We start from the raw sequence: 24,025 nt of genomic DNA, 5'->3' as shown, positions 1-24,025 counted from the left end.
TAGCGCTAGTGTATTACAAAGCAAATTATTAGAGCATAAGTGAATAAGCATTTTGTAGTTACCAAGTGATGTTTTGTTAATACTGATTAATTGACGCTATAGTAGTTTGTAGGCAGTTACTCGTATTTTGGGTGTTTGAAATGAAGCTTATTCAATCATTTTTTATTACTTTAGCTGGGCTGATGATGTCGAATTTTTCAACGGTAATGGCAGAGACAGATCCTCCTATTGTCGTAACAGGGGATTGGGCCCCATTTACTGGGCAGGACTTACCTAATGGTGGCATGATGGTTGAGATTGTAGAGTCGGCATTGAAAGCAGCCAAGCAACTTTATAAGCTTGAATATTTACCCTGGAAGCGTGGATATCAGTATACAATTGATACAAAAGTGATGGCGGGTTTTCCTTGGATGAGAACAGAAGACCGGATAGCACTATTTAAATTCTCACTGCCATTTTACCAAGCCAATGAACGTTTTTTTGTTCATAAAAGTTTTGATCGAGTGTATGAAAAAGATGAAGACTTAAAGGGGTTAACTGTTTGTTTGCCAATGGGGTGGGCTGTAGAACCAATGAAGCGGTTTATAGATAAAAAAATATTAACATTATACCAGCCACATACTGATGATGCGTGTTTTAAGGGAATAAAAACAAAACGTGTTGATTTGTATTCTATTAATGAAGTAACAGGTTGGCATTCAATAAAAAAAGCGAAACTTGATCCTAATGAATTTAAAGTGCTTAAGCCTGTAGTTAGAGAAAATAAATATTATATAGTAGTATCAAAAACACATCCCCAAGGAGATCAATTTCTTGCAAGCTTTAACAAAGGAATAAACGCTATTAAAGAAGATGGCACATACCAAAAAATTCTAGACAAACACATGAAGATAATTCAGGGTGAGCAGAAATAAAGCCGATAACACTGTTGTATAGCCAGACAGTTGGTGACACTGTTGCTGACATTCTTGATCAAACAGCCTACAATGCGGTTACATTAAGTTGCAACCTTAAATATGGGAGTGTTTATGCAATCGCATGTTCTTGCGGCACTGACTGAAGCAAAGCAAGCCTTGGACAACCTGTTGTCTAATGAGGCGATGATCGAGCAAATCACTAAAGCTGCTGCGGCATTAACAACTACCTTTAAACAAGGTGGGCATGTTTACAGTTGTGGTAATGGTGGCTCAATGTGTGATGCTATGCACTTTGCAGAAGAGTTATCAGGACGCTATCGCCTTAATCGTCGAGGGTTGCCCGCTATTGCAATTAGTGATGCCAGTCACTTGAGTTGTGTATCTAATGATTTTGGCTATGAACATGTATTTGCTCGTTATGTAGACAGCCATGCCCGAGCTGGAGATACGTTATTGGCTATTAGCACCAGTGGTACCAGTAAAAACGTAGTTGCAGCTGCAGAAGTTGCTAAACATAAAGGTGTTTCAGTGATTGGTATGACGGGTAAAGCAAATTGCACATTGGGAGACTTAGCTGACTACCATATATGTACGCCAGGAGGGCAGTTTGCTGACCGTGTGCAAGAGCTACATATAAAAGTAATCCATATTTTTATGGAGTTAGTAGAGCGCGAATTATTTCCTGAAAATTACCAGTAATTGCCAATGCCTACTGCTAATAATCGGGGGGAGTGGTAGGTAGCAAATTTCTAGAGGCGTTAAAACATTAATAAACATTGTAGATAAAATCTATAAAATACTATGTTTGGTATTTGTGCACATTAAAACAAAACAATTATTCAAGCACAACTACACATCCTACTTCGTATAAGTATACTTTCCTGAAATGGTTTCAGCGTATTTTTCCTAGAATAAAAACGGTTAGCGATTTAGATGCGACCTGTTTTCAGGTTTGTATTGAATATAATTCATAGAGTTCCTTTCTTATTTATTTTCAACTGTAAAATAGGATAACAGTCACGGAACCTGCTTACCTGACCTTTTATTCTATGCTGCAGAAACTTGTTAAATCCAAGGTATGCAGTGATGAAACTCATTTTACGCTGGAGCATCATGGCTGTTTTGGGTACTGTCTTATATGGAGGTCCAAGCTATGCTGACTTATCCGAGCCAGACCAAAGCACATTAACAAAAAATCTTGAGACACTTGCAAAAGGTTGGAGTCAGGCTGATGCAAGTAGTGCGTTCAAAATTTTTCGGCAAGAAAGCTATGTGAGAGAAGACTACAGTAAATTTTTTAATGGTTTTTTTCAACGTCAAGTTTTTACTGATCACTTAAAAGTTTACTTTGGTTACCTAGGTTTTGTATGGTCTTATCAAGATATTCGTCAAAAAGTAAACCCAGCGTTAGCAGAGGTGTTGGCTAATAATCTATTGAAAGCATTTGATAAGCATGGGCAGCAGTTGGCTGAACACCTTGAGCGCTCGCCAGAAGAAGCAAGATCGTTTTTTAATCAGTTGGTGTTCTTAAATCAATACAGCCACACAGAGTTAATTGCTGGAAACCTGCGTCGAGTTTATCAATATATATGGCAACAAGTACCATTAGTTGATGCACCAATTAACCATAATAACTATCACTGGTGGCCGTTGATAAAACAACAGTTGGCTATTAACTATCTTGATGCTAACCAAGGCCAGGTACCAAGTGAGTTGTTAGGGCACTTTGATGACAGAAGACAAAAATTGTTAGAAGGTTATGGTTTATTATTGTTAGATGACAATCAGTTACTGGATCATGAAGTAAAACAAATAAGCCAACTGGTTTCCAAGTTACCAAATCAATTGTTCAATATTCGTTTTATTCGCATTCAATCACAGCACGCTAAGATAGGTAAAAACGCGGCTGTTAATGACAATCGAGTTATTAAAGCAAGTGATGTTAGTTTTCCTAAACTAACATCAGTTAATAGTGGTTTAGTGGTGAAGCGTCCAGTCATAAGCAGTATTGCAGCCAGGCAGCATTTCTTACAACTATTGCTAGCAGAATTAGGTAAGGAACTAGCTAAAAGACAAGCTGCTAACTCTCCCCGCAAAACTAAACTTGGTCAGGCTGTTGTTGTGGATGGTGAACTGGCAAGTTCTATCAGTAACTGGTTGTTTGCTACTCACCAAACGCTGGCTAATGCTGTCAAGGCTTGGCAGGGTGGTGAGCCTGGTGCTTTAAAACAGCTTTTAAGAGTTGTGGAGCTGTTAAGTGAAGGTAAAGCAAAAACGATAGCATTTGATTTTGCCAGTGAAAAAGTCAGTTTCTCGTTAGTGAAACTGGCCCGCAATGCAGATGGTAAAATTACTTCACTGGCGACAACCCAGGCGCATTATGACTTTATATATGATGAATTAGGTGCATTGGTTGATATTCTAAGTACTCCTGTTTAATAACTGGTTGCTATTCGCTCAACTAATGCTCTCTAGTATTAGCCTAATTTGGCGCCATTAGGTACTGTTTGGTCTGGAACAGCTAAAACCACTGCCTTATCTTCACGATAAAAACCAGTGATTAAAAACTCAGATTGAATGGGGCCAATTTGTTTCGTTGGAAAATTAACCACACCAATAATCTGTTTACCTTCAAGCTCTTCACATCGATATAAGTCAGTCACTTGGGCACTGCTTTTTTTAATACCAATGTCTTCACCAAAGTCGACATGTATTTTATAAGCAGGCTTCTTAGCTTCTGGAAATGGTTCTGCTTTGATAATAGTACCTACTCGTAATTCCACTTGAGTGAAATCATCCCAATTAATGGTTTTCATAGACTTCCTACAGTTTATGTATATATAGTTCATGATGTTAAATAATAGAACCCAATTGTACAAGACTTCTAAAAATAATGTACTCAACAATATACTTACAGAGAGGAATTATTAGATTAGCCTAATTGCTATGCAGTTTTTGGGATTATCTTATTTTCAGTAGTTTAATGATTAAATTGAGCCGTTATATTCTAAATATAATGGCTCAATAGGTGAGGATTAACATAAGATTATAGTTTTTAACCAAGTGGCTATTGATTAAACCAAGTGTCTTTACCACTATTGAATGAACCTTTATCAAGATGATCTGATGTCTCCATTGGTTCTAACTCCCAGCTTGGTGCATCTTTATTAATATTGCTTTTGAAATGGCAAGAAGTACATCCAATAATTTCGAAATCGATTTTGTTTACTTGAGTTGAACAGTTAGGGCAGGTCACCTCAGGCTCGTATTCTTTGTTTGTTTTTTTATCATCAAACATAAATGATCTCCCTATTGTTATAATATTGCGTCTGTTTTATGAAATGTCTTTTTATCAGTTTTTAGTGTAAAAACAAAATTTTTAATTTTATCGAGCAATCAGTGAAACTAAGTGTTTAAAGAAAATCTTTTAAAAAACAGTGCATTAAAAATCATATATAATAGAAATGATAGAATACTATTATGCATATAGCCAAAAAATATATAATTAGTTATTTTTAAATTAGGTTGTTCTTATGTTTCAAGTAAATGTATCCATAAATAGTACGTCAAGTATTGCTTGTTAGTACTTTTTATAAGCTACAGATGACGGGTGGTTTATGCTATAACATTGAGGCTACTATATACCTAAGATTGCTCTTGGATATATAGAGTTGCATATGGATACAGAAAAACCAACGGCTAGTATCAACTTAAAACAAATCCCAGCTAATCGTCGTTTAGTTGAAGAACTTTACGCGCAGGGTTATCTTTCTGCGGAGGGTAAAGTCTATGCCCTGAATCGATTGTATCCTCATAATCAGTGGGGTATATGGGTTTCAAGACTATTACTCTTATTGGGAACAGCATTAGTGCTTTCAGGGGTAGTTTACTTTTTTGCTTTTAACTGGGCCAAACTGACACCCCTAATTAAATTTTCGACGGTTCAAATAGGGCTGGTAAGCTGCTTGATAGCAGCTTATGGGTATTCTTTAAAAAAACTGGCTGGCCAGCTCTTTTTGTTAGCTGCTACAGTATTAGTTGGTGTTTTTTTAGCTATTTTTGGCCAAATTTATCAAACTGGTGCTGATGCCTACCAGTTGTTTATGGTGTGGGCGCTGCTAACTTTTGGCTGGACCGTTATCGCTAGTTTTTCTGCTCAGTGGTTACTTTGGTTGATTGTCAGTAATATTTTTATCTGGCTATGGTGGGAGCAAGCTGCTTTACCAAGCAGCTCTATGGAGGACTTGTTGTATAGCCTGTTGCTTGGCTTCAATGGTCTCGCTTTAGTTTTAAGAGAATTTACTGTGCAACATAACTACAATTGGTTATCTGCAGCATGGTTTAGGGTAATGCTGGTGTTTGTGTTAGCAGTATTCCTGATTATTCCAATAGAGCACTGTATCATTGATCCTGATTCTGCTCGTGTTTCAACTTATCTCAGTGCCTTATTGGGTAGTATTATTTTAATATCAGGTTTTTGGTTTTATCGATTCAAACTGTTTGATATGTGGGTGTTGGCAACTATTGTGTTAACTTGTTGTATTATTGCCATTACTGCAATATTTAAATTATTTTTTGAAATATTTGGTGACAGTGAGTCCATAACCTTTCTTTTATTGGGGTTTGCTACCTTAGGTGTATTTACCGTTGGCTTAATTTATCTTCGGGCAGTAGCCCATAAAATGGAGGCTGCTCATGATTAATTCATCTGTTAACAAGCAGTCACCCAGTACAGCTGAATTGCTCTCTGAATTAGCTAATCAGTCTCTCATTATTGGCAGTCTTGATAAGCTTAAACAGTTTGCAAAAGAGCAACAACAAGCACCGGAATTGCCATTATATATCCGTTGTTTAATTGGAGTTGGTGCATTCATCGCTTCATTTTGTTTTATTGGATTTTTATATGTAGCTAAATTTATTCACTTGAATAGTGAACTTGAGCTGGTTGTATGGGGAATACTTTTTTCTAGTGTAGCGATTGCTCTTTTAAAGATCGCAGGAGATAAGCTTGATGCTAAACAAAGCTTTTTGATGCAGTCTTCCTTTGTGGCAATGGCTACGGGTAAAACTCTATTTGTAACAGGAGTAGGTATTTTCACTGATTCTGCTTGGGGAGTAACTTTTGCAGCATTGATAATCACTCTTATTGGTTATCCACTTTATCGGGTGTCTATCGATCGATTTTTATCTAGCTTTGTTGTATTGGCTTCCATATTGATTAATATCTTGTGGGAAAGAGAATTAGCTGAAATAAGGGAAATTGCATTTAATATTTTCTTATCTGTTCAGCTATTGATTGCAGCATTTTTACTTTGCTATGGGAAAGTAAAGCGCTATTTTATTCCACTATCTTATGCGTTTGCTTTTTCTATTGTTTGTAGTGTCTTGACATTAATGGCGACGACTCAGTTTGGCTATGGAAGTGAAAAGGAGTTTATTGATATGGCTATACCCAGTTATATGTTAGTTATTAGCTTGATTGCTGTGATTGGTTGGGTTGCAGGAGATTTCTTTAAGCTAAAAAGTATGCCGTTAATGTTGGCAGTTTTGGCTTCAATTATATTGGGATTACTATCTGTGCCAGGTATTATTTTAGCCATTATTTTGTTGATACTAGGCTATGCTAAACATGAAAATGTCTTAATGATTATGGGAGCTTTATTATTACCTTACTGTCTTGTTGTGTTCTATTACAATATTGATATTACCTTGATGCAGAAATCGATATTACTTGTATTGAGTGGCTTATTACTATTAGTGGGACATTTTTATCTTAGGTATCAAGGGTGGGATAGATGCAAAGAAAATTATTAATCATTTTTTCATTCTTGGTGATGATAGTACTTAATTATGGTATATACCAAAAAGAACAAATACTTGCCCATGGCGAAACTTTGTTAATAGAGCTAGCACCGGTTGACCCGCGTTCTTTGTTACAAGGAGATTACATGGCATTAGACTATGCAATCGCTAGAAAAGCATCGTCTTTGCCTCTAACTAGCAGTCAGCAACGTGGCTATATTGTAATTAAAAGTGATAACAATAAGGTTGCTCAGTTTGTTCGTTTCTACAATGGTGAGCCTTTAACCGATAATGAGAAGCTATTACGTTTTCATCGAAGATATAATCAAATAAATATAGTGCCTGACTCATTTTTATTTCAGGAAGGTCATGCTAAATATTATGAAAATGCCAAATATGGGGTGTTTAAGTTTACTGATAAAAGTCGACTATTAGTTGGTTTGGCAGATGACGATAGAAAAATAATAACACCATCAGAATAAATAATAAGTAATATCATAACTTTAAAATGTAATATGACAGAATCCACTCATATGATGCCAATAATAAAGAAAAACTAAGGCTATACTATAAGAGTTAGTTTTTTGGAGGAAATATCCATTTAATCGATGAGGCTTATCAAGGTTCTTGCATTATCATGTATTTGGATATGTTTTCCGGTTAATTCAGCAGAGACATTGTCCTTTGCTGTTGCTGATTGGCCCCCATACTTTGATCGAGATTTACCTGGATATGGAGTTTTGGCAGACCGTTTAAATTCAATATTCTCGAAAGCTGGTATGCAGGTGACTTATCCATGGTTTGATAGCTGGAAAGCTGCATATAATAATACTCTGGCAGGTAAGGTTACTGCCAGTCCTGGTTGGATTTGCAACCAAAAGCGATCAGAGTATTTTTATTTTAGTTACCCAGTTTACATAATAGAGACTGTGTTGTTTCACTTGAAATCTAATCCAATTGAATGGGAAAGCTGGGAAGATCTAAAAGAAATTGGTCCTATTGCAATAACAGAGTCTTATTATTTTGGTAATGAGTTTGAAGAAGCTGTCAAAAAATATAAATTACAGTTAAGGCAGGTTAGGTTAGAGAAATTAGCTTTTAATTTATTACTCAAGGACAGGGTGGCTGTAGTACCAATGCCATTAGATAACGGCTTATTGATTTTAAATAAATATTATACAGAAGAAGAGCGTAATAAAATTATTTATCATCCCAAAAAAGTAGGGAGAGACTACTTGCATATTATGATTTCAAAACAAGCGCCAGGAGCTATATCTTTGTATCATAAAATTAATAAAGAGTTAATAAATTCTTCTGATACTCAGGGGCGATTTATTGGTAGTCAGATGAAGGTATTAGAAATATGCTCTGGTGTGAGTCAACCTGACTGGCATGTCAAATAGCGGGGTATTTAGTTAACTTATTCAGAGATAAGCGCAATAGTCGCTATTACTTTTTATTATGAGAATCATATGGTGCCTGTCTGGAGAAATGATATACACTTCAAGTTCTGGATACTTTTAAGCCAGAGGCTGCTGGATAATTTATGCATTGGTTATTGGGTAGCGCTAGCTCAAGCAATGCATGTTACTGAGACATGACAAATGAATATATATGTTGGCAACTTGGCCTATAGTGTTACTGAAATTGACTTAAGAAAGATGTTTGAAGCATTTGGTGAAGTATCGAGTGCGACCTTGATAAAGGATAAAATGTCAGGAAAGTCTAAGGGGTTTGGTTTTATTGAAATGCCAAACAATGCTGAGGCTGAAGCAGCAATAAATGAGTTGAATGATAAATCCATTTCTGGTCGTAAAGTAAAAGTTAACCAAGCTAAGCCAAGAACTGAAAACCGCCAACAACGTAGACCAAGATATTGAAAATAAAATAAGCAAATAGCTATACCAAAAGCTTCTTGCTATTGTGAAGTCATCGATAATAGCTATTACAAGCTCTGCTGTAAGCTTGATGCCTGTATTATGAGGGTTGTAACTTCTAAATACAGGCAGTCTATTGGCTACAGATTAAGTGTTTTTATAATCAACCACAATTTTGGTCATGCTTAAATCACTATAGTGGCTGTTTTACTGTTGGTAAGTTTTGCTTAGTCTCTTTTTTAGTCCAAATCATAAAAAACCAGGCTGCGCTGCCAAATAGGGTGAACCCTGTAGCTAAAGGAATGACGGTCATATTAAAACTTTGACCCACCATAAGCCCCAATGGCATAGAAATAAGCGTTGATATTGCTGAAATAACAGCTGCAGCAATCCCTGCTATTGCCCCCATTGGTCCCATTGCTAATGCATTCAAATTACCAAACACTATCGCAACAGCGATGAAGCCAATCATTGCATAAGTCATAAACATTAAGAATGGTGGTACACCGTCAGTTGTTACACAAACAATCAAGAAACAAGAAGAACTAAACACTAGTACTTTAATGGCTATTAAGGATAACTTAATCATCCCATATTTTATAACAAGTCGAGCATTAACTAAGGAGGCTGCACCAAAACCTAAAGCCAGTAGGGCGAAATAAAGTGGAAACTTGTCTCCGGTTAAATAAATGTCTTGAAAAATTTGTTGCGAGGAATACAGATAACCAAGGAATCCACCAAACATACATCCCATTGCTATTGTATAACCTAGGGTTATTTTATTTGTCAGCACAATTTTGACTGATTTAATTATTGTTGTTACGTGAAATTGAGATCTTTTATTAACAGGCAAAGTTTCATCCTGACGCCAAGAAAACCAGATTAATACAATAAATCCAAGCACCAAGAAAAATACGAAAATACCATGCCAACTTGTAAATTGTAGTATTGCCTGACCAACACTGGGGGCTATGGCAGGCACTAGAATAAACACTGCTGTTACGAAAGACATCACCCGGGCCATTTCGGCACCTGTGAATAAGTCTCGAACCATAGCCATGGAGACAGTACGTGGACCTGCTGCTCCTAACCCTTGTAATACTCTTCCGGCTAGCATTTGTTCAAAGGAATAAGAAAACAAACAGATTAATGAGCCAGCTAAAAAGCATACCAAACCCAGTAGTATAGTTGGCTTTCGACCAATACTGTCAGACAATGGGCCAAATATAATAGGTCCTATTGCCATTCCAATAAATAAAAAAGCAATAACTAACTGGGCATCATTATCATTGGTAAGCGTTAATGATGTTCTAATGTCAGGTAAGGCTGGAAGCATAGCATCAATAGCAAGTGCAACTAAGGCTGACATCATGGCAACTAAGCTAATAAACTCAGAAAATGAGGTTGAGTTTTTACTAGAGAAATTTTGGTTCATGAATACCTTTTGCTTCTATAACAGTAGAGGGAGAGCCTTTCTTTTATACCATAATTTAGTGGTTGCTCGCTCTTGAAATAAGAAAAACATGCTTAAAATACAACTAAAGTTTACCTGAAGTTAAGTAACTATCATTATATATTTAACAGTGAGATGTGATGAGAGTATTTAGATGTTAGTTGGTAAAATCAATATAAAAGAAAAGTTTTCAAAATTTTCAGAATACTGGTCCCCACGAATAGTTGCTGAAATGAATGAATATCAGTTTAAGCTGGTGAAAATTAAAGGGGAATTCACATGGCACGATCACAAAGATACGGATGAAGTCTTTATTATTATTGAAGGATTTATGAGCATTGAATTTAGAGATGGGAAAGTAGACCTCTCCGAAGGAGAAATGGTTGTTGTTCCCAGAGGTGTAGAGCATAAACCTTTTGCTAAAGACGAGTGTAAGATTATGCTTATTGAGCCAAGAGGGGTAGTTAATACAGGGGATACAGGCGGTAAATTAACTGCTGATAGCGATGTTTGGGTATAAAAAGTGAGTGATTTTTGGGGGCTTTAGTTAGTCGATTAGTGGTGGACTTGCAGTGATACCTATTTAGTTAGGATATCACTGCAAAATTATTAACAAGTTTAACTGTTATTTTAAAACAGTTCTGGCATTGAGTGGCTGAACAGGACGATTATTAGGGTGATTTAAAGTTTCTACCAGTTGTTTAGCTTGGTCTATGGAGATAGTTATCGGTTGTTTTAACACTAACCATAGTACTCCTTCAGAGCAAGGGGGCGTGGTTAATGATCCATTAAACCGGTAGTAGTCATGAGACTTAGGCAATAAATCTATTGCACTAAATGGGTTAGCTAAATTTTGTTGTGTATTGGCTTGCTTAGGCATGTTCTGCCAAAGTTCAGCTATTTTTTTGTTGTCTTCACCATCTTTAAACATTACCCCAACGACTGCAAGATTGCCTTTATCATCAGCATGAACAAAATGAGCTTCTAAAGGATAATGTTGACCGTCGATAGTATTTTCACTAGGTGAGTGAAAGTGAAATTGTTTCAACTCATATTGCGTGCCATTTAGGCTGATACTGTTACCTGCTGGGTAATCCACTTGTACAGTGTGGCCGTTATTTTTGATGGTAGAGGCTTGTTTAATATAGTTAAATTTAATCGGGGTTAGGTCAGTGTCGAGGCTAGCTTTGATATCAATTGGGGACTGGTTTTTACCTTTCTTGCACATAGCATATTGATCAGCCAGGTCACCCCAGTTAGCTGGGCCTGACTTACCAGTATACCCCCAATGGACATCTTCTGCTGCATAGCTATAGCTGAAGAGTTGGGTTAATAGAATGGTGGGAACAAACAGTGTGTTTTTAAAAAGTTGCTTCATCAGTATGCTACCTTACAATGGGTTAGAAAAGGTCGTTATATGTTTGTAGCACACCTTATAGTAGTAGTGAAACTTATGAATTACTTCTGCTTGTCATGTTCACAGAGCTTCTCTCTGTTAGAAAACTAACACTCGCCTGGTGATGTCGTATTGCTCAATTACTTCGTAGTTTGCTTTAAGTAGGCGTTTTCGGTGCCAGTTGTTATAAATTACAGCCCAGGTAATAGCGACGCAAAAAATAATAAAACCATCCAGAGTGTGGGTATAACCTCGTAGAATAGTCATCAAAGTATTCAAGCCAATAGCGGCCAGCATACTGACTAGCCAAAAAATAAAACCTTGTATATCTTGCCGGATTAGCATAGGGATAGGGCCAAAAAAGAACACTGTGTAAGACATGGCATCGTAAGCTTTGGCAAACTTGCCTGCGTCTGACTTTAGTAGGTATTGGGTGTCTGCCATAGTGATCACCTACTCGGGTTGGTGGTGTTGCAAAAACCTAAGATGAACAACTTATAACCAGCTTTTTTCCCCATTCTGGTGGAAGTTTGGCGTAGTGCTCCATAACGGACTGTTCGGCAAACGGTCTCTGTAATAATTGTAGCAGTTGGTTTACTTCACTGAAATCTTGCTCTTTGGTTGCTTTATCTATGGCTTGTTGAGCTAAGTAATTACGCAAAATATATTTAGGATTAATAGACTTCATTTGTTGAGAGCGGCTCACTTGATTATCGGTTTGTTGCGTTAGGCGTTGTTGGTATTGCTTGGCCCAACTGTCAAACCCATCCCGGTCTATAAATAGATCTCTAATAAATGTATTCTGCTCATTAGGAATAAAGTCGCAAAGATGTCGGAAAAATAAAGTGTAATCGACACTATTTTTTTGCATCAAAGTAAACAGTTGTTGTACTAGCTCTTGATCTGACTCTGTTAACTCAATTAACCCCAGTTTCTGGCGCATTAAGTCAGCATACTTATGTACAAAAGCTATTTCGAATTCATTTAACAGTTGTTTGATAGTATCAGGCTTAACAAAAGGCACGAGTACCTGACCAAGGCAAGCGCAGTTCCAATAGGCAATTGAAGGTTGCTGGTTAAAGGCATAACGACCTGTATGGTCGGAGTGATTACAAATAAATCCTTGGTCGTAATCATCCATAAAGCCAAATGGACCGTAGTCAAACGTGTCGCCTAATAAAGACATATTGTCTGTGTTCATTACACCGTGGACAAAGCCAAATGCTTGCCAATAAGCAATAAGCTGAGCGGTTTTTACGACAGTTTGGCGGTAAAATTCTTCATATTGATTATTGCTACCAACTAGTTCGGGGTAGTATTGCTGGATTGCAAAATTAACTAGTTCTTTTAATGCTTTTTGCTGGCGGGTGTAATAAAAATATTCAAAACTACCAAATCGTAAATGGGTTTTGGCTACCCGAATTAAAGTGGCAGCTGTTTCTACTGTTTCTCGATAAACAGGTTCATCACTGCCTACAATGCATAATGCTCGTGTAGTGGGAATACCAAGGTGATGCATAGCTTCGCTACACAGGTATTCACGAATAGTTGAGCGAAGTACTGCTCGGCCATCCCCCTGGCGAGAGTAGGGTGTCATTCCTGCCCCTTTCAGGTGGAGGTCCCATCGGTCTCCACTGGGCGTGCGAACTTCACCTAGCAATAGCCCTCGTCCGTCGCCCAGCTGAGGGTTATAAACGCCAAACTGATGGCCTGAATAGACCATGGCGAGTGGCTCTGCATCTGGCCAAAGCTTTTGACCGCTGGCAATGCTGACTAAGTTGTCTACATCTTTTTTCTCTGTTGTGAGCTCAAAACCCAATGAATTAGCTACTGATTTATTAAAGCTAACTAAATGAGAATTGCTTAGAGGGGTAGGTGATTGCTTTGTATAGAAGCAATCACTAAGTTGAGCAAACTGGTTATCAAATGTCAGTTCAGTTATTGGTATCACAGCAGAGTCGGCCATAGGTGTTTGAGTACCTGACTATTTTACTTGGTTTTTGCTGCTTTGTGTAGGAGTCAAAAAGGTGGATACTTATGGAGGACGTAGATGTATAACCTGGAAAGGGAGGAGTGTAGGAATATTAATTAAGTTATTAGTGTGGGTTAATTGAATGAAAAACAATTAAGATTGTGCTTTAGTAAATATACTTAAGAATACTATATCAGTAATAATAAAATTCGCCCTATTTCTAAATAGTATGAATATTAAATAGCCTATACTGGGCAATGGTGTTGAGCTTTGCAGGTTGTTTTTATAAGACGACAGGGCTGGCGCAGGGTCAATAGCAGTTTTTAAATATTATGTGGAGAAAATGCTTTGGCTGACAATCAACTAATACTTTCCCTCAATGTACGACCAACGGATCACATAAAGCCAGCTGAAAGAAATGAGGGGTGGAACTCTACTCAGGCACAATATAAAGGCTCAACCATTCGGTTGGTAGATGTTTGCGCCAGTGATGTTAACAATCTATTTAAACAAAGCCAGGAATCTGTCAATGTTGATCAAGGAGCTGAGTCACTAAATGGTAGAGAGTTTAAAATATTAAAAACAGACATAAAGTCGTCCATAGACAACGTTAACTACCCACAACATTTTTCTGAGTCGCGTATATCAAAAAGCCCTGATATCCAGTCTGCAGCTGCATTTTGGAGAGGCATAGTTAGTAGTGATACGCGGATTATTATTGGATTGAACAACACTAGTTATAAGCTACAACATGATCCTCACTCGCAATATGGTAATTTAAAAGATTATGCCATTGTGACTAAAACTACGCTGGATTCGCAGCAGAAACAAGCTGAGCATGGAGTAGCAGTATATGAAAAAAAGATAACTGACACTGCGCTTATGTATGCAAAATTTAATGTAGAAAATCATCATATTGAAGGGGCTTTGCGTACTATAAATATTAAACAGGTTAATGCATTTAACTTTACTCAGTGGCCTGATAAAGGAATAATTTCAAAAGAACAATTACAAGAACTAATAGAAAGCATTAATGTTGTTAGACAGGAAGGTAAACAGGGGCAAGGTAATCTTCTGGTGCATTCGGTAATACAAGATGGCCGATCTGAAGTAGTTGTTATCGCAGAAAAGCTTTTTCAACTAAAACAGCGGGGAGAGCTGAATAAAGAAACACTGTGTAATACGATTGATGATCTAATAACCAACGCAGGCCTTACATCGTTGCAACAGCAAGAACTTTTGCAGGAATATGGCAGGTTGTTGTTTGAAGAAGCTGGCTAGTCCAGAGGTCTAGCTGAACTTAATATTTTAATTAATAGCTAGATTTACTACTAATGTATTAGGTGACTCTCTCCCGAATCAGTTTGCACTTTGATTGAAGGTTTGGCTGTAGAATTTGCAGTTTTTGGCGCAAACATTTTGTTCCCCCAAACGTTATTGGTGTGTAAATTAGGGTAAATACCTAAAGTATTATTGCTGTGTAACGCCTAGAATCCTCTGTTTTATGTGTAAATGCGAATCATGTTTAAGCGATCCTTAAGGTAAATGATGTTTAAGGAAAGTAGCTTTTGGTTTAAACAGCAGAGTGTCAAAGGGTTTCCAACAAGACTGGTTACTTCTAATACTGATATTCGTTGTGCTTCTCTAGTTGGGGAGAATAGTCAAGCCGCAATCAAACAATATCTAGAGGGCGATAAGAGTGCTGTCACTGTGCTGCATACTGATCGGCGTCGAGAGGCTGTAATGATTGCTGGTGAGAGCAAGTATGTGCTTAAACGCTGTCTGCTCAATGGTTTTAATAAGAGGTTTAGAAATACCTTTGCTATAGCTAGAGTATACGGCTATCCAGGGTTGTATAATGAGCTTATTAATACTCAACAAGCCAATCAGATTTTACCTAATACACCAAAAGTTGTTGGTTATGGGGTCAGCAAGCAAAATGGCTTAGTAATCGAAGAGTTTTTGTTATTCGAGTTCATTGAAGACTGTGTTCCAATGGAAAAGCTATTTGCATCAGGACAGTATCCTACTGAGCAGTTGCTTGATGTAGTAGTTGATGAATATTTAAAAGCACTATCCAAACAAGTCATTCACTTAGATTTGAACCTGACCAATATAATGGTTAGTGAAGATTTGACAGAAAGGTGGTTGATTGACTTTGAGTACTGTTCTTTTGCTGATTTAAATGCAAGCAGTAGTTTAGGCTTTTTACTAGGTTACTTTCATCACTATTGGGCACATCAATATATTGATGAAACCAGCTATGATGACTATATAACCAAAAAAGTTGAGGATATTGAATGGGTCGATCAGGGCGTTTTTTGGCCTGTTTATAATATGTTCAAAAACACCTCAGTACCAAAAAAGCTACGATATATAGGTTTTGCTAATAGAAAGAGCCATACTGATATTATCGAGGCTGCCAAAGAGTATGTGCTAGGTAAGTGTTAGTTTTTTTTGGGTGAAATGTTCGAGCTAAAGATATAGAGGCTAAAGCCTCATTATACAAAATTACATGATATAGCCAAGGCGAATGGTTTTTAGGGGCGGCAGTCGAGTGATGAGGCCTCATGAGTTTATGTATTTATAAATGATAGGGGTCAAGACTGGCGACAACAAATCCTAAAGATCATTCGCGAAGGGTATAATAGAGTCGTCGTTAAGGTGAATGATGTTTAAGGGAAGTAACTTTTGGTTTAAGCAACAAAGTGTAAAATCGTTTTCGACAAGGTTATCTGTTTCTAATATTGATATACGTTGCTCGCCTCAATTACCAATAGGCTGTCAGGAAATAATAAAACAATACCTGCAAGGTGATAAAACAGCAGTCACAGTGCTTCTTTCTGAGCCTAATAGGGAAGTAGTGATGCTTGAAGCTGAAAAAAAATATGTTTTTAAGCGCAGCATGCTGAGTGGTTTCAATAAAAGGCTGAAAAATACTTTAACTATAGCGAAAGTATATGGCTATCCAGGGTTGTATAATGAGCTTATCAACTCTCAAAAAGCTAATCAGACTTTGAGTAATACACCCCGTGTTGCAGGTTATGGGGTTAGTAAGCAATTTGGCCTGGTAAATGAAGAGTTTTTATTATTTGAGTTCATTGAGGACTGTGTTCCTATAGATGAGTTATTTTTATCGGGGCAATATCCGGTTGAGCAGTTGCTTGATGTGGTTGTAGATGAGTATGTAAAGGCATTGGATCATCAAGTAATACACCTTGATTTGCATCCAAAAAACCTATTAGTTAGCAAGGATCTAACAGAGCGTTGGATAATTGACTTTGAACAGTGTTCGTTTGTTAACTATAACAATAGCAGTAGTTTAGGGTTTTTACTTGGTTACTTCCATTATTATTGGGTACATAAATATATAGATGGAAGTGATTATGATGAATACATTAAGCAAAAAGTAACAGCTATTGAGTCACTTGATCTAGATGTTTTTTGGCCGGTTTTTAATATGTTTAAAAATAAGAAAGTATCTAGAAAAACACGCTATGCCAGTTTTATCTGTAAAGAAAGCAACGACGCTATAATAACGACAGCTAAAGAATTCGCTTTAGTAAAAAGCTGATAAGTTAATAATATCGGTGTACCAGTTATTAGATGTGCCCTTGTCTAAAGAAGAGACATGATAAATCGACCATATTGTACTAACAGTGCAGGATATTGAGCGTGCTTATGTTCTTCGCTCGTTTATTACAGGACATGGCTGGAATAATAGGCAGAACTGCGCAGAGTTTTGTCCTAAAACCCATTTTTATAAAGTTGCAGACAATGAATATTCAAGGGAAGTGTGGCGAACTGATTGCTCACAGACTAAGACGGATGGAGTACAACGGGGAACCTGGCGATATTCCAGAGCGGGCTGGTGCCCAGGTGCACAAGTACATCCTTGGGAAATGGATGTTACCAATGCATTTATCGGCAGAGAAACGGCTAAGCTTTCTTATCGATTAGAGGACTTTGAGTGGCAAGGTGATGGTGATGTGCCCTTCTATTATATGTCTGGAGTATTAATTGTTTACTAGACTAGTTTGGACAAATTATTCAACGGTCTAGTGATGGAGGAAAAACCTGGGAACAACCGGGTACACCACCAGGTGAGCTTACCACCACAGCATTTAAGAGCATTAGCCCATGTAAATGCTGAAGTGCAGCTTGAGGTTAACTTGCGCTCAACCCTTGATGTACTTGAAGTATGTTACCCAACAACGTCGTCCTTATACCAATCGTGGTAAATAATCTGTAAAATACCTGGTCACAGTATTTCACTTAATTTGACTAGGAATTTAATAATGGCAAGGATTGCTTCTATTCCAGATGAATTGTATGACTACGACTTTGATGCCTTACTGAACAGAGAGCCACATCCAAGAACACGGCTTCGCTTATTAGCGATGGCTCATTTACAAGCAGGTTGGTCTCAAACTGAAATAGCACGAGCATTAAGGAAATCAAACAATACCATTCAGGACTGGCTCAACCGTTTTAGACGAGATGGCCTTGAAGGACTTTATGAACAACCCGGTAGAGGAAAAAAACCATTTCTTTGTCCTTCACAATATAATGAATTTAAAGCAGCCGTTATTACCTTACAAAACCATCGTCAAGGCGGTAGAGTTCAGGGTAAAGACATACAACAGTTGCTGCTGGAACAATTTAATATAGACTACAGCTTAAGTAGTATTTATGAAGTATTGCATAAAGCAGGACTTTCTTGGATTACATCAAGATCTAAACATCCTAATCATAGCCCAGATAAACAGCAAGCATTTAAAAAAACTTTGAAAAAGAGGCCTTAAAAGTACTTCCCTCATGCGTTTCTCCAGATAAAGTTGATATTTGGTTTCAAGATGAAGCCAGAGTGGGTCAGCAAAATACCTGTACGCGTATTTGGGCAGAGAAAGGTACGCGTCCACGAGTGGTAAAGCAACAACAGTTTGAGTCAGCTTATCTCTTTGGCGCTGTTTGTCCTGCTAAAGATAGAGGAGTGGCTCTTGTATTACCTATTGCTAACACAGAAGCAATGAGGTTGCACTTAACAGAAATTTCAAAAGCCATTTCTAAGGGAAGACACGGACTGGTTATCGTTGATCAAGCGGCATGGCATACGACTCATCGCCTAGAAATACCTGCGAATATCACGCTATTAAATTTACCACCCGTTTCCCCAGAGCTTAACCCGGTAGAGCGGATATGGGAAAAACTGAGAGAGGATTCACTGGCAAACCGTTGTTTTAAAAATTTCAATGATATTGTTGAGTCTTGTTGTGAGGCATGGAATGTATTTGTGAATAAGAAAAATAACATTAAAAGCTTGTGCTCCAGATGTTGGGCTGTTTTAACAAGCTAATAAACAGGATTGGTATTACTTACGTTTATTTGCCTGTGGACAGGATTTATCTCATGAGCCACCCGACACGCCATTACCAGAAGAAATTGCCACAGGCATAAAGCCATTTATGATTATCCATGCAATAGCGGGTAGTTAGCGCTTGTTAATACTATTCAAATAGTGCTGGCCCTAGTTTAATTCACTTGTTAATAGGCGTTGTAACTCTGGTAAAGACGAAACTTGATAGTGAGGGATAATATTTTTAGGTGTTGGTTTATTATGGATATTTAGCCAGCAGGTATCTAAGCCTGCGTTTATTCCACCTAAAATATCTGTATCAGGATTATCTCCCACCATTAATACTTTATTGCGGGCAGGGTTATCCATATTAGCAAGAGCATGTTCGAAAATATCTTGGTGAGGTTTGGCAACCCCCACTTGCTCTGAAATGACTAACATATCGAAGTAACCTATTAACCCAGTACGTTCTATGCGTATTTGTTGCAATTCGGCAAAGCCGTTAGTAATAATGCCTAACCTTGCTTGATCCTTTAGTGAGTTTAATAGACTAATTGCACCTTCTAATGGTGTGCATATTTCTGCCATAGCAGCAAGAAAGGCACTGTTTAAGTCTTTAGGCGTAATTTGTAGTTTATTTGCCCAGTCATCAAATCGCTTATACTGCAGCTGTTGTGTAGTAATGCTGCCATTTTGATAGTCAACCCATAGTGGTTTATTAACCGCTTGGTATTCTTTATAGTCCTGCTCTGTAAAGTTAATACCAAACTCAGCAAACATCTGTTGCAGACCACTAAACGCATCAAAATGAAACAATGTTTCGTCTGCATCAAATACAATCCACTCATAGGTTTTCATTTTTACTCCACTTATATTACCTGCTTCTTACATGGCTGAGCCCAGGGCAATCGCATATAAAAATACAACAAAATCAGTATAATAGGATAAAAAGCAACTGATATAGAGTGCAACATTGGTAAAAAATAGTACAGTTTTAGATCATTTTGAACAGTTAGATGATCCTCGAATGGAACGCCATCGTCGCCATAAGCTCATTGATATTATTACTATTACGATTTGTGCCGCTTTATGTGGAGCAGATGACTGGGTAGCTATTGAGCGATTTGGTAACGCCAAAGAATCATGGTTTAAAAGCTTTCTAGAACTACCGAATGGAATACCCTCTCATGATACCTTTGGTCGTTTTTTCTCACGCCTTTGCCCTATCTCGTTTCAAAGCTGCTTCATCCAATGGATTCAGTCAATCACTGATAGCTTACCTGGCAAGCTGGTAGCAATTGATGGTAAAACCCTTAGACGATCATTTACTGAACCTGATAAGAAGAACGCTATTCACTTGGTTAACGCATGGTCAATAGAAAATAAGCTGGTGTTAGGCCAACTTAAAACTGATAGGAAATCCAATGAAATCACCGCCATTCCTGAACTATTAGAAGCAATAACAGTTAAAGGTGCTGTTGTATCAATAGATGCGATGGGATGTCACAAAGCCATTGCTGAAAAAACTCGTGAAAAAGAGGCTCATTACTTGTTGGCAGTTAAAAATAACCAACCTCGTTTATATTCTGCTATTCAAGAACAACTGTATTCTAAAAAAGCCAAAGTGTATCAACGTCCCGCTATAGACTTTCATTCTTCAGAAAAAGAACAGCATGGCCGTCATGAGATACGGCGCTGCTGGGTTTATCACTCAGTGGCTAAACTACCTATAGCAACAGAGTGGATCGATTTAGCGGCTGTCGTTAGGGTTGAAACAGAGCGCACCTTGCAAGGCAAAAAAGCAAAAGAACAACGCTATTATATTTCTAGCCAGCCCTTGTCAGCAAAAGCTGTCAGTGAAATGATTCAGCATCATTGGCAAATTGAGAATAGCCTACATTGGAGTCTGGATGTTGCATTTAGGGAAGATGATAGTCGAATTCGTATAGGCCATTCAGCTGAAAACATGTCCAGGATTAGACAAATAGCCCTTAATATACTTAAACAAGATGACACTTATAAAATTGGTATAAAAAATAAGAGGCTGTCTGCTGGTTGGGATCATGAGTATTTAATGAAGTTGATTTGTTCCGTGTAAATTTATATGCGATTGCCCTGTGGCTGAGCCCCAGACAAATATTACTGTAAAAGCTTTTGAAAGACGACAAATTTATTACATCCTTTATTTATGGCGCTTTATAAAAATTATTGTGATGGCTGATGGCACTTGACTATCCTTACCAGTGCTGAATTTTTGTACTGTGATGAGGATACAAGGGAATGAACAACAGAGCATTTGATCATGTCATTATAATCATGTTTGAAAATGAGTACCGCAGTTACGTATTACAAAACCCCTACATGCAATCGTTAGCCCGGCAAGGAATAGAGCTAACGCAATACTATGGTGTCATGCATCCTTCACAAACCAATTATATTGCATCAATAGCGGGTGAGTTATGCAATATGAGTGATGATGATCCTCCCCCTAAGTTATTAACTCAAAAAACCATTGTGGATTTAATTGAAGAGTCTGCCGAGAATATTGACTGGCGTGCTTATATGGAAAGCTTTAACCCGCAAAGTAATCCTTGGCATCCAGACTTTAAACCAAAAGATGATTATCCCTATCTAGAAAAACATAACCCTTTTTCTTCTTTTGCACAGATAGTTCAGAATGAACAGCGCTGGCAAAAAATAAGAAATGAAACAGAATTTTGGAAAGATATATCCCATGGAACTTTGCCAGAATATGCCTGGTTTACACCAAATATGTGGAGTGATGGCCACTACCTACTTGGTACTGATGAATCGCCACATGAAAGAGCACCAGCTTTAGTTGATCAGTTAGCGTTGTGGTTGGAAGGCTTTTTCAGTGATTTAAAATTTCCAGGCCCCAACAGTTTATTGCCTGAAAAAACCTTAGTAGTAGTTACTTTTGATGAAGCTGATTTTGAAGCGGACTATGACCAGCACCGAAAATATACCTATGATGGGCCAAATCAAATTTATACTGCTTTGTTAGGTGATATGATCAAACCAGGTCAACAGCATGAAGGGTATAATCATTATAGCTTGTTAAAAACTATAGAAAAGAATTTCAACCTCAATAGTCTTGGTAAAAATGATCAATATGCAAACTGGTTCCAGTTTTTATGGGGCAAGCAGTTTTCCTGGGAAAGAAAACAAGAAACACCAGTTAAAGATGTTAAAACATTCTCTATTACAGCTTATAATGGGCGTTTATACTGTGTTTCTGTTAAAAACTATAATGTTGTTTATCACATTTATGATGGAAAATATTGGAGTGATGAGATATTTATAACAGAAGCCCAGGTATGCAATGTACAGCTTTTATCAATGCACGATGAGCTTTGTCTATTCTTAGAAACAGCAGACCATAATTTAATTGTATTTAATTATACATTGTCATCAGGCTGGAACGAAAATTCACCATTATGTGCAGAAAAAGGGTTTATTAATAACTTAACTACTTTGAGTCAATCAATAATGATTGATAACAAAGAAATAGCAGCAATTGCTTTTAAAGATGAACAAAACCAAGTGCAATGGCAGCTGTATCAAAATGGGCAATGGCAGGCACCGGAAGCTATAGGGCATCAGACTGAACTGCCAATTCAACTGACAAACCTGGGTGGTTGTCTTTACTTGATTTATCCAGAACAAGAAACAACACTTGTTACTGCTACATGTAATTTAGCTCCATGGAATGTGGTAACGGTTGCTGAGAGTAAGTATGCTGGTTCCCAAGATGATGCAGTTCAATTCCAGTGGTCACAAAATGCATTTCCCCTTCGCCACTACTCCCATGAACCTGATCCTGTGACACCTGATGAAGATGAGCCGGTTGTTACTCAGATTAAAGGTCGAGCACCGTTAGCTTGTGCTGAGTTAGATGGAGTTTTGCATCTTGTGCATCCCGGTGTCTCTCAACAGCAATTAATAACAGAAACCTTTTCAATACCAGGTATTTTAACTACAAAAGATAAAGTGTCTTATAATCCTGAGCAGGATAAAACAACGTCTAATGGCTATGGTACTCAATTAGAAGTAGGTTGGACAAAGCCAACATTAATTACAGGCGGCCAGTTAGCAGAAAATGGGATAATAAGAATGGCTCGGTGTGGTAATTCACTTTATCTATTTTTCCAAGGTGCAAAAGATGGTCGAGTAGAATTTATAGAAGGGAAATATAATGAGATGTAAGAAGGTGTTTTAAAAAGAGTGAATGCATACAAAGTTGTATTGTAAGAGATAACTACCAAGGGGTTACTCGTACCGCGGGCATATAGGAATAGGCTCCCTTACTGTTTATTATTGGTTTCGCAAAAATCAAAGATAAACAATAAAAAGAGACTAAATGGATTATCCAACAGATTTAACTGATACACAATGGGAAATACTGAGCCCTGTATTACCTGCATCCAAATGGCAACCTGGCAATAGAGGCAGACCACCCGTTAATAGACGCCTAATCATGAATGGCTTGCTTTATGTCCTAACAACTGGCTGTCAGTGGCGAATGGTGCCTAAAGACTTTGGCTGTTGGCAGACAGTATACGGTTATTTTAATTCCTGGAGCCAGCAGGGGGTTTGGGAAACCATTATGGATACCTTCAGGAAATGCTATCGTGAAAAAGTAGGAAGAAAAGCCGATCCCAGTGCAGGTTGTATTGATAGTCAAAGTATTAAAACTCATACGCAAGGTATTCATGTTGGTTTTGATGGTGGTAAAAAAGTAAAAGGTCGCAAACGTCATATTTTAGTTGATACGCTTGGTATTATTATCTGTGTTGTAGTGACTTCAGCTGCCGTTGGTGAGCGAGAGGGATTAAAACAGCTACTTAAGGGCTATGTTGCAAAAGGCATGACGAGTTTACTCAAAATTTGGCTGGATAGCGGTTATTCTGGCACGCCTATTATTGATTGGGTTAAAGACTTTCATCAAGCTACTCGAAAAATTATTCTAGAGGTGGTTGAAAGGGCAGGTAAAGGATTCAATGTTATTAAACAGCGCTGGGTGGTTGAGCGTACTTTTTCTTGGCTAATTAACTATAGACGACATGCTAAAGACTATGAGGCTCTAACAAAAAATAGTGAAGCAATGATACAGATCGCCATGTTACATATTTTAGTCAGGAGAATCGCTTAAGCTTTTATTTTAAAACACCTTCTAATGTCACTTAAGTCCTATGAAATGCTATTATTACCAATAGATGGCAGTTATATGT

The 24,025-nt window shown here is 37.6% G+C and carries 25 protein-coding genes and 1 pseudogene; 19 read left to right on the top strand and 7 right to left on the bottom strand.

Annotation, left to right across the window (positions count from 1 at the left end):
- The first annotated feature begins 140 nt into the window (after positions 1-140).
- The 3 genes from G4Y78_RS26240 to G4Y78_RS26230 all read left to right on the top strand — a co-directional run bounded on the left by G4Y78_RS26240 (position 141) and on the right by G4Y78_RS26230 (position 3,356).
- Positions 141-914, top strand: coding sequence for a substrate-binding periplasmic protein (locus tag G4Y78_RS26240; protein WP_163835923.1), 774 nt, complete (start codon positions 141-143; stop codon positions 912-914).
- A gap of 114 nt (positions 915-1,028) precedes the next feature.
- Positions 1,029-1,616, top strand: coding sequence for an SIS domain-containing protein (locus G4Y78_RS26235; RefSeq protein ID WP_163835922.1), 588 nt, complete (start codon positions 1,029-1,031; stop codon positions 1,614-1,616).
- A 387-nt stretch (positions 1,617-2,003) separates the two neighbouring features.
- The gene (locus G4Y78_RS26230; protein ID WP_163835921.1) at positions 2,004-3,356 is read left to right on the top strand and encodes a hypothetical protein; all 1,353 of its coding nucleotides are present in this window, start codon (positions 2,004-2,006) and stop codon (positions 3,354-3,356) included.
- Between the two features lie 38 nt (positions 3,357-3,394).
- Here the strand turns inward: G4Y78_RS26230 and G4Y78_RS26225 are convergent, their stop codons facing one another.
- Both G4Y78_RS26225 and G4Y78_RS26220 read right to left on the bottom strand, forming a co-directional pair.
- Complete coding sequence (locus G4Y78_RS26225; protein WP_163835920.1) at positions 3,395-3,733, bottom strand: tRNA-binding protein; 339 nt, start codon at positions 3,731-3,733, stop codon at positions 3,395-3,397.
- Positions 3,734-3,984: 251 nt separating this feature from the next.
- Positions 3,985-4,215: a hypothetical protein gene (locus G4Y78_RS26220; RefSeq protein ID WP_163835919.1), complete on the bottom strand. Its 231-nt coding sequence runs from the start codon at positions 4,213-4,215 to the stop codon at positions 3,985-3,987.
- Positions 4,216-4,594: 379 nt separating this feature from the next.
- Here G4Y78_RS26220 and G4Y78_RS26215 point away from each other — a divergent pair, with 379 nt between their 5' ends.
- From G4Y78_RS26215 to G4Y78_RS26195, 5 genes are all read left to right on the top strand, one after another.
- The gene (locus G4Y78_RS26215) at positions 4,595-5,620 is read left to right on the top strand and encodes a DUF2157 domain-containing protein (RefSeq protein ID WP_163835918.1); all 1,026 of its coding nucleotides are present in this window, start codon (positions 4,595-4,597) and stop codon (positions 5,618-5,620) included.
- Complete coding sequence (locus G4Y78_RS26210; RefSeq protein WP_163835917.1) at positions 5,613-6,731, top strand: DUF4401 domain-containing protein; 1,119 nt, start codon at positions 5,613-5,615, stop codon at positions 6,729-6,731. Before G4Y78_RS26215 ends, G4Y78_RS26210 begins: the two co-directional genes overlap by 8 nt.
- Positions 6,713-7,201, top strand: coding sequence for a GDYXXLXY domain-containing protein (locus G4Y78_RS26205; protein WP_163835916.1), 489 nt, complete (start codon positions 6,713-6,715; stop codon positions 7,199-7,201). The genes G4Y78_RS26210 and G4Y78_RS26205 overlap by 19 nt, the downstream gene beginning before the upstream one ends.
- Positions 7,202-7,459: 258 nt before the next feature.
- Positions 7,460-8,122, top strand: a complete 663-nt coding sequence (locus G4Y78_RS26200) for a substrate-binding periplasmic protein (protein WP_230425648.1) — start codon at positions 7,460-7,462, stop codon at positions 8,120-8,122.
- 201 nt (positions 8,123-8,323) lie between these two features.
- Positions 8,324-8,599 (top strand): RNA recognition motif domain-containing protein, encoded by a 276-nt coding sequence (locus G4Y78_RS26195; RefSeq protein WP_163835914.1) that lies wholly within the window; start codon positions 8,324-8,326, stop codon positions 8,597-8,599.
- Positions 8,600-8,789: 190 nt separating this feature from the next.
- Here G4Y78_RS26195 and G4Y78_RS26190 read toward each other — a convergent pair whose 3' ends face one another.
- Positions 8,790-10,031: a multidrug effflux MFS transporter gene (locus G4Y78_RS26190; RefSeq protein WP_163835913.1), complete on the bottom strand. Its 1,242-nt coding sequence runs from the start codon at positions 10,029-10,031 to the stop codon at positions 8,790-8,792.
- Between the two features lie 172 nt (positions 10,032-10,203).
- Between G4Y78_RS26190 and G4Y78_RS26185 the strand changes: the two genes are divergently transcribed.
- Complete coding sequence (locus G4Y78_RS26185) at positions 10,204-10,569, top strand: cupin domain-containing protein (RefSeq protein ID WP_163835912.1); 366 nt, start codon at positions 10,204-10,206, stop codon at positions 10,567-10,569.
- A gap of 105 nt (positions 10,570-10,674) precedes the next feature.
- Here the strand turns inward: G4Y78_RS26185 and G4Y78_RS26180 are convergent, their stop codons facing one another.
- The 3 genes from G4Y78_RS26180 to G4Y78_RS26170 form a co-directional block, all read right to left on the bottom strand.
- On the bottom strand, positions 10,675-11,427 hold the full coding sequence (locus G4Y78_RS26180) for a carbonic anhydrase (protein ID WP_163835911.1): 753 nt from the start codon (positions 11,425-11,427) through the stop codon (positions 10,675-10,677).
- 117 nt (positions 11,428-11,544) lie between these two features.
- Positions 11,545-11,889: a hypothetical protein gene (locus tag G4Y78_RS26175; protein WP_163835910.1), complete on the bottom strand. Its 345-nt coding sequence runs from the start codon at positions 11,887-11,889 to the stop codon at positions 11,545-11,547.
- 37 nt (positions 11,890-11,926) lie between these two features.
- A complete protein-coding gene (locus tag G4Y78_RS26170; RefSeq protein ID WP_222937591.1) occupies positions 11,927-13,411 on the bottom strand; it encodes a protein adenylyltransferase SelO in 1,485 nt (494 codons plus the stop codon).
- Between the two features lie 354 nt (positions 13,412-13,765).
- Between G4Y78_RS26170 and G4Y78_RS26165 the strand changes: the two genes are divergently transcribed.
- The 7 genes and pseudogenes from G4Y78_RS26165 to G4Y78_RS31445 form a co-directional block, all read left to right on the top strand.
- The gene (locus G4Y78_RS26165) at positions 13,766-14,698 is read left to right on the top strand and encodes a protein-tyrosine phosphatase family protein (protein WP_163835909.1); all 933 of its coding nucleotides are present in this window, start codon (positions 13,766-13,768) and stop codon (positions 14,696-14,698) included.
- Positions 14,699-14,962: 264 nt separating this feature from the next.
- Positions 14,963-15,868: a lipopolysaccharide kinase InaA family protein gene (locus G4Y78_RS26160; protein WP_163835908.1), complete on the top strand. Its 906-nt coding sequence runs from the start codon at positions 14,963-14,965 to the stop codon at positions 15,866-15,868.
- A 217-nt stretch (positions 15,869-16,085) separates the two neighbouring features.
- Positions 16,086-16,991, top strand: coding sequence for an RIO1 family regulatory kinase/ATPase domain-containing protein (locus G4Y78_RS26155; RefSeq protein ID WP_163835907.1), 906 nt, complete (start codon positions 16,086-16,088; stop codon positions 16,989-16,991).
- Positions 16,992-17,076: 85 nt separating this feature from the next.
- The gene (locus G4Y78_RS26150) at positions 17,077-17,448 is read left to right on the top strand and encodes a peptide-N-glycosidase F-related protein (RefSeq protein ID WP_163835906.1); all 372 of its coding nucleotides are present in this window, start codon (positions 17,077-17,079) and stop codon (positions 17,446-17,448) included.
- A gap of 33 nt (positions 17,449-17,481) precedes the next feature.
- Positions 17,482-17,658, top strand: a complete 177-nt coding sequence (locus tag G4Y78_RS26145) for a hypothetical protein (RefSeq protein WP_163835905.1) — start codon at positions 17,482-17,484, stop codon at positions 17,656-17,658.
- Between the two features lie 57 nt (positions 17,659-17,715).
- The gene (locus tag G4Y78_RS31450; RefSeq protein WP_163831121.1) at positions 17,716-18,222 is read left to right on the top strand and encodes an IS630 family transposase; all 507 of its coding nucleotides are present in this window, start codon (positions 17,716-17,718) and stop codon (positions 18,220-18,222) included.
- 23 nt (positions 18,223-18,245) lie between these two features.
- Positions 18,246-18,773: pseudogene (locus G4Y78_RS31445) on the top strand (IS630 family transposase); the annotation flags it as partial.
- Positions 18,774-18,944: 171 nt separating this feature from the next.
- Here the strand turns inward: G4Y78_RS31445 and yjjG are convergent.
- Positions 18,945-19,631: a pyrimidine 5'-nucleotidase gene (gene yjjG, locus G4Y78_RS26130; protein ID WP_163835904.1), complete on the bottom strand. Its 687-nt coding sequence runs from the start codon at positions 19,629-19,631 to the stop codon at positions 18,945-18,947.
- 115 nt (positions 19,632-19,746) lie between these two features.
- On the opposite strand from yjjG, the gene G4Y78_RS26125 reads away from it, so the two are divergent.
- From G4Y78_RS26125 to G4Y78_RS26115, 3 genes are all read left to right on the top strand, one after another.
- Positions 19,747-20,871, top strand: coding sequence for an ISAs1 family transposase (locus tag G4Y78_RS26125; RefSeq protein WP_222937590.1), 1,125 nt, complete (start codon positions 19,747-19,749; stop codon positions 20,869-20,871).
- Between the two features lie 182 nt (positions 20,872-21,053).
- Positions 21,054-23,000: an alkaline phosphatase family protein gene (locus G4Y78_RS26120; protein WP_163835903.1), complete on the top strand. Its 1,947-nt coding sequence runs from the start codon at positions 21,054-21,056 to the stop codon at positions 22,998-23,000.
- Between the two features lie 154 nt (positions 23,001-23,154).
- Positions 23,155-23,946, top strand: coding sequence for an IS5 family transposase (locus G4Y78_RS26115; protein WP_163835902.1), 792 nt, complete (start codon positions 23,155-23,157; stop codon positions 23,944-23,946).
- Positions 23,947-24,025 lie beyond the last annotated feature (79 nt).

Origin of the sequence: Spartinivicinus ruber (genome assembly GCF_011009015.1) — a bacterium.
Lineage (GTDB): Bacteria > Pseudomonadota > Gammaproteobacteria > Pseudomonadales > Zooshikellaceae > Spartinivicinus > Spartinivicinus ruber.
Note: the sequence above shows the minus strand (reverse complement) of the source record. Positions and strands in the feature narration are given on the sequence as shown.

Excerpts from the sequence above, each read along its gene's own strand:
- G4Y78_RS26240 (WP_163835923.1), top strand. The coding sequence starts at position 141 with ATGAAGCTTATTCAATCATTTTTTATTACTTTAGCTGGGCTGATGATG.
- G4Y78_RS26235 (WP_163835922.1), top strand. The coding sequence starts at position 1,029 with ATGCAATCGCATGTTCTTGCGGCACTGACTGAAGCAAAGCAAGCCTTG.
- G4Y78_RS26230 (WP_163835921.1), top strand. The coding sequence starts at position 2,004 with ATGAAACTCATTTTACGCTGGAGCATCATGGCTGTTTTGGGTACTGTC.
- G4Y78_RS26225 (WP_163835920.1), bottom strand. The coding sequence starts at position 3,733 with ATGAAAACCATTAATTGGGATGATTTCACTCAAGTGGAATTACGAGTA.
- G4Y78_RS26220 (WP_163835919.1), bottom strand. The coding sequence starts at position 4,215 with ATGTTTGATGATAAAAAAACAAACAAAGAATACGAGCCTGAGGTGACC.
- G4Y78_RS26215 (WP_163835918.1), top strand. The coding sequence starts at position 4,595 with ATGGATACAGAAAAACCAACGGCTAGTATCAACTTAAAACAAATCCCA.
- G4Y78_RS26210 (WP_163835917.1), top strand. The coding sequence starts at position 5,613 with ATGATTAATTCATCTGTTAACAAGCAGTCACCCAGTACAGCTGAATTG.
- G4Y78_RS26205 (WP_163835916.1), top strand. The coding sequence starts at position 6,713 with ATGCAAAGAAAATTATTAATCATTTTTTCATTCTTGGTGATGATAGTA.
- G4Y78_RS26195 (WP_163835914.1), top strand. The coding sequence starts at position 8,324 with ATGAATATATATGTTGGCAACTTGGCCTATAGTGTTACTGAAATTGAC.
- G4Y78_RS26190 (WP_163835913.1), bottom strand. The coding sequence starts at position 10,031 with ATGAACCAAAATTTCTCTAGTAAAAACTCAACCTCATTTTCTGAGTTT.
- G4Y78_RS26185 (WP_163835912.1), top strand. The coding sequence starts at position 10,204 with ATGTTAGTTGGTAAAATCAATATAAAAGAAAAGTTTTCAAAATTTTCA.
- G4Y78_RS26180 (WP_163835911.1), bottom strand. The coding sequence starts at position 11,427 with ATGAAGCAACTTTTTAAAAACACACTGTTTGTTCCCACCATTCTATTA.
- G4Y78_RS26175 (WP_163835910.1), bottom strand. The coding sequence starts at position 11,889 with ATGGCAGACACCCAATACCTACTAAAGTCAGACGCAGGCAAGTTTGCC.
- G4Y78_RS26170 (WP_222937591.1), bottom strand. The coding sequence starts at position 13,411 with ATGGCCGACTCTGCTGTGATACCAATAACTGAACTGACATTTGATAAC.
- G4Y78_RS26160 (WP_163835908.1), top strand. The coding sequence starts at position 14,963 with ATGATGTTTAAGGAAAGTAGCTTTTGGTTTAAACAGCAGAGTGTCAAA.
- G4Y78_RS26155 (WP_163835907.1), top strand. The coding sequence starts at position 16,086 with ATGATGTTTAAGGGAAGTAACTTTTGGTTTAAGCAACAAAGTGTAAAA.
- G4Y78_RS26145 (WP_163835905.1), top strand. The coding sequence starts at position 17,482 with ATGGAGGAAAAACCTGGGAACAACCGGGTACACCACCAGGTGAGCTTA.
- G4Y78_RS31450 (WP_163831121.1), top strand. The coding sequence starts at position 17,716 with ATGGCAAGGATTGCTTCTATTCCAGATGAATTGTATGACTACGACTTT.
- yjjG (WP_163835904.1), bottom strand. The coding sequence starts at position 19,631 with ATGAAAACCTATGAGTGGATTGTATTTGATGCAGACGAAACATTGTTT.
- G4Y78_RS26120 (WP_163835903.1), top strand. The coding sequence starts at position 21,054 with ATGAACAACAGAGCATTTGATCATGTCATTATAATCATGTTTGAAAAT.
- G4Y78_RS26115 (WP_163835902.1), top strand. The coding sequence starts at position 23,155 with ATGGATTATCCAACAGATTTAACTGATACACAATGGGAAATACTGAGC.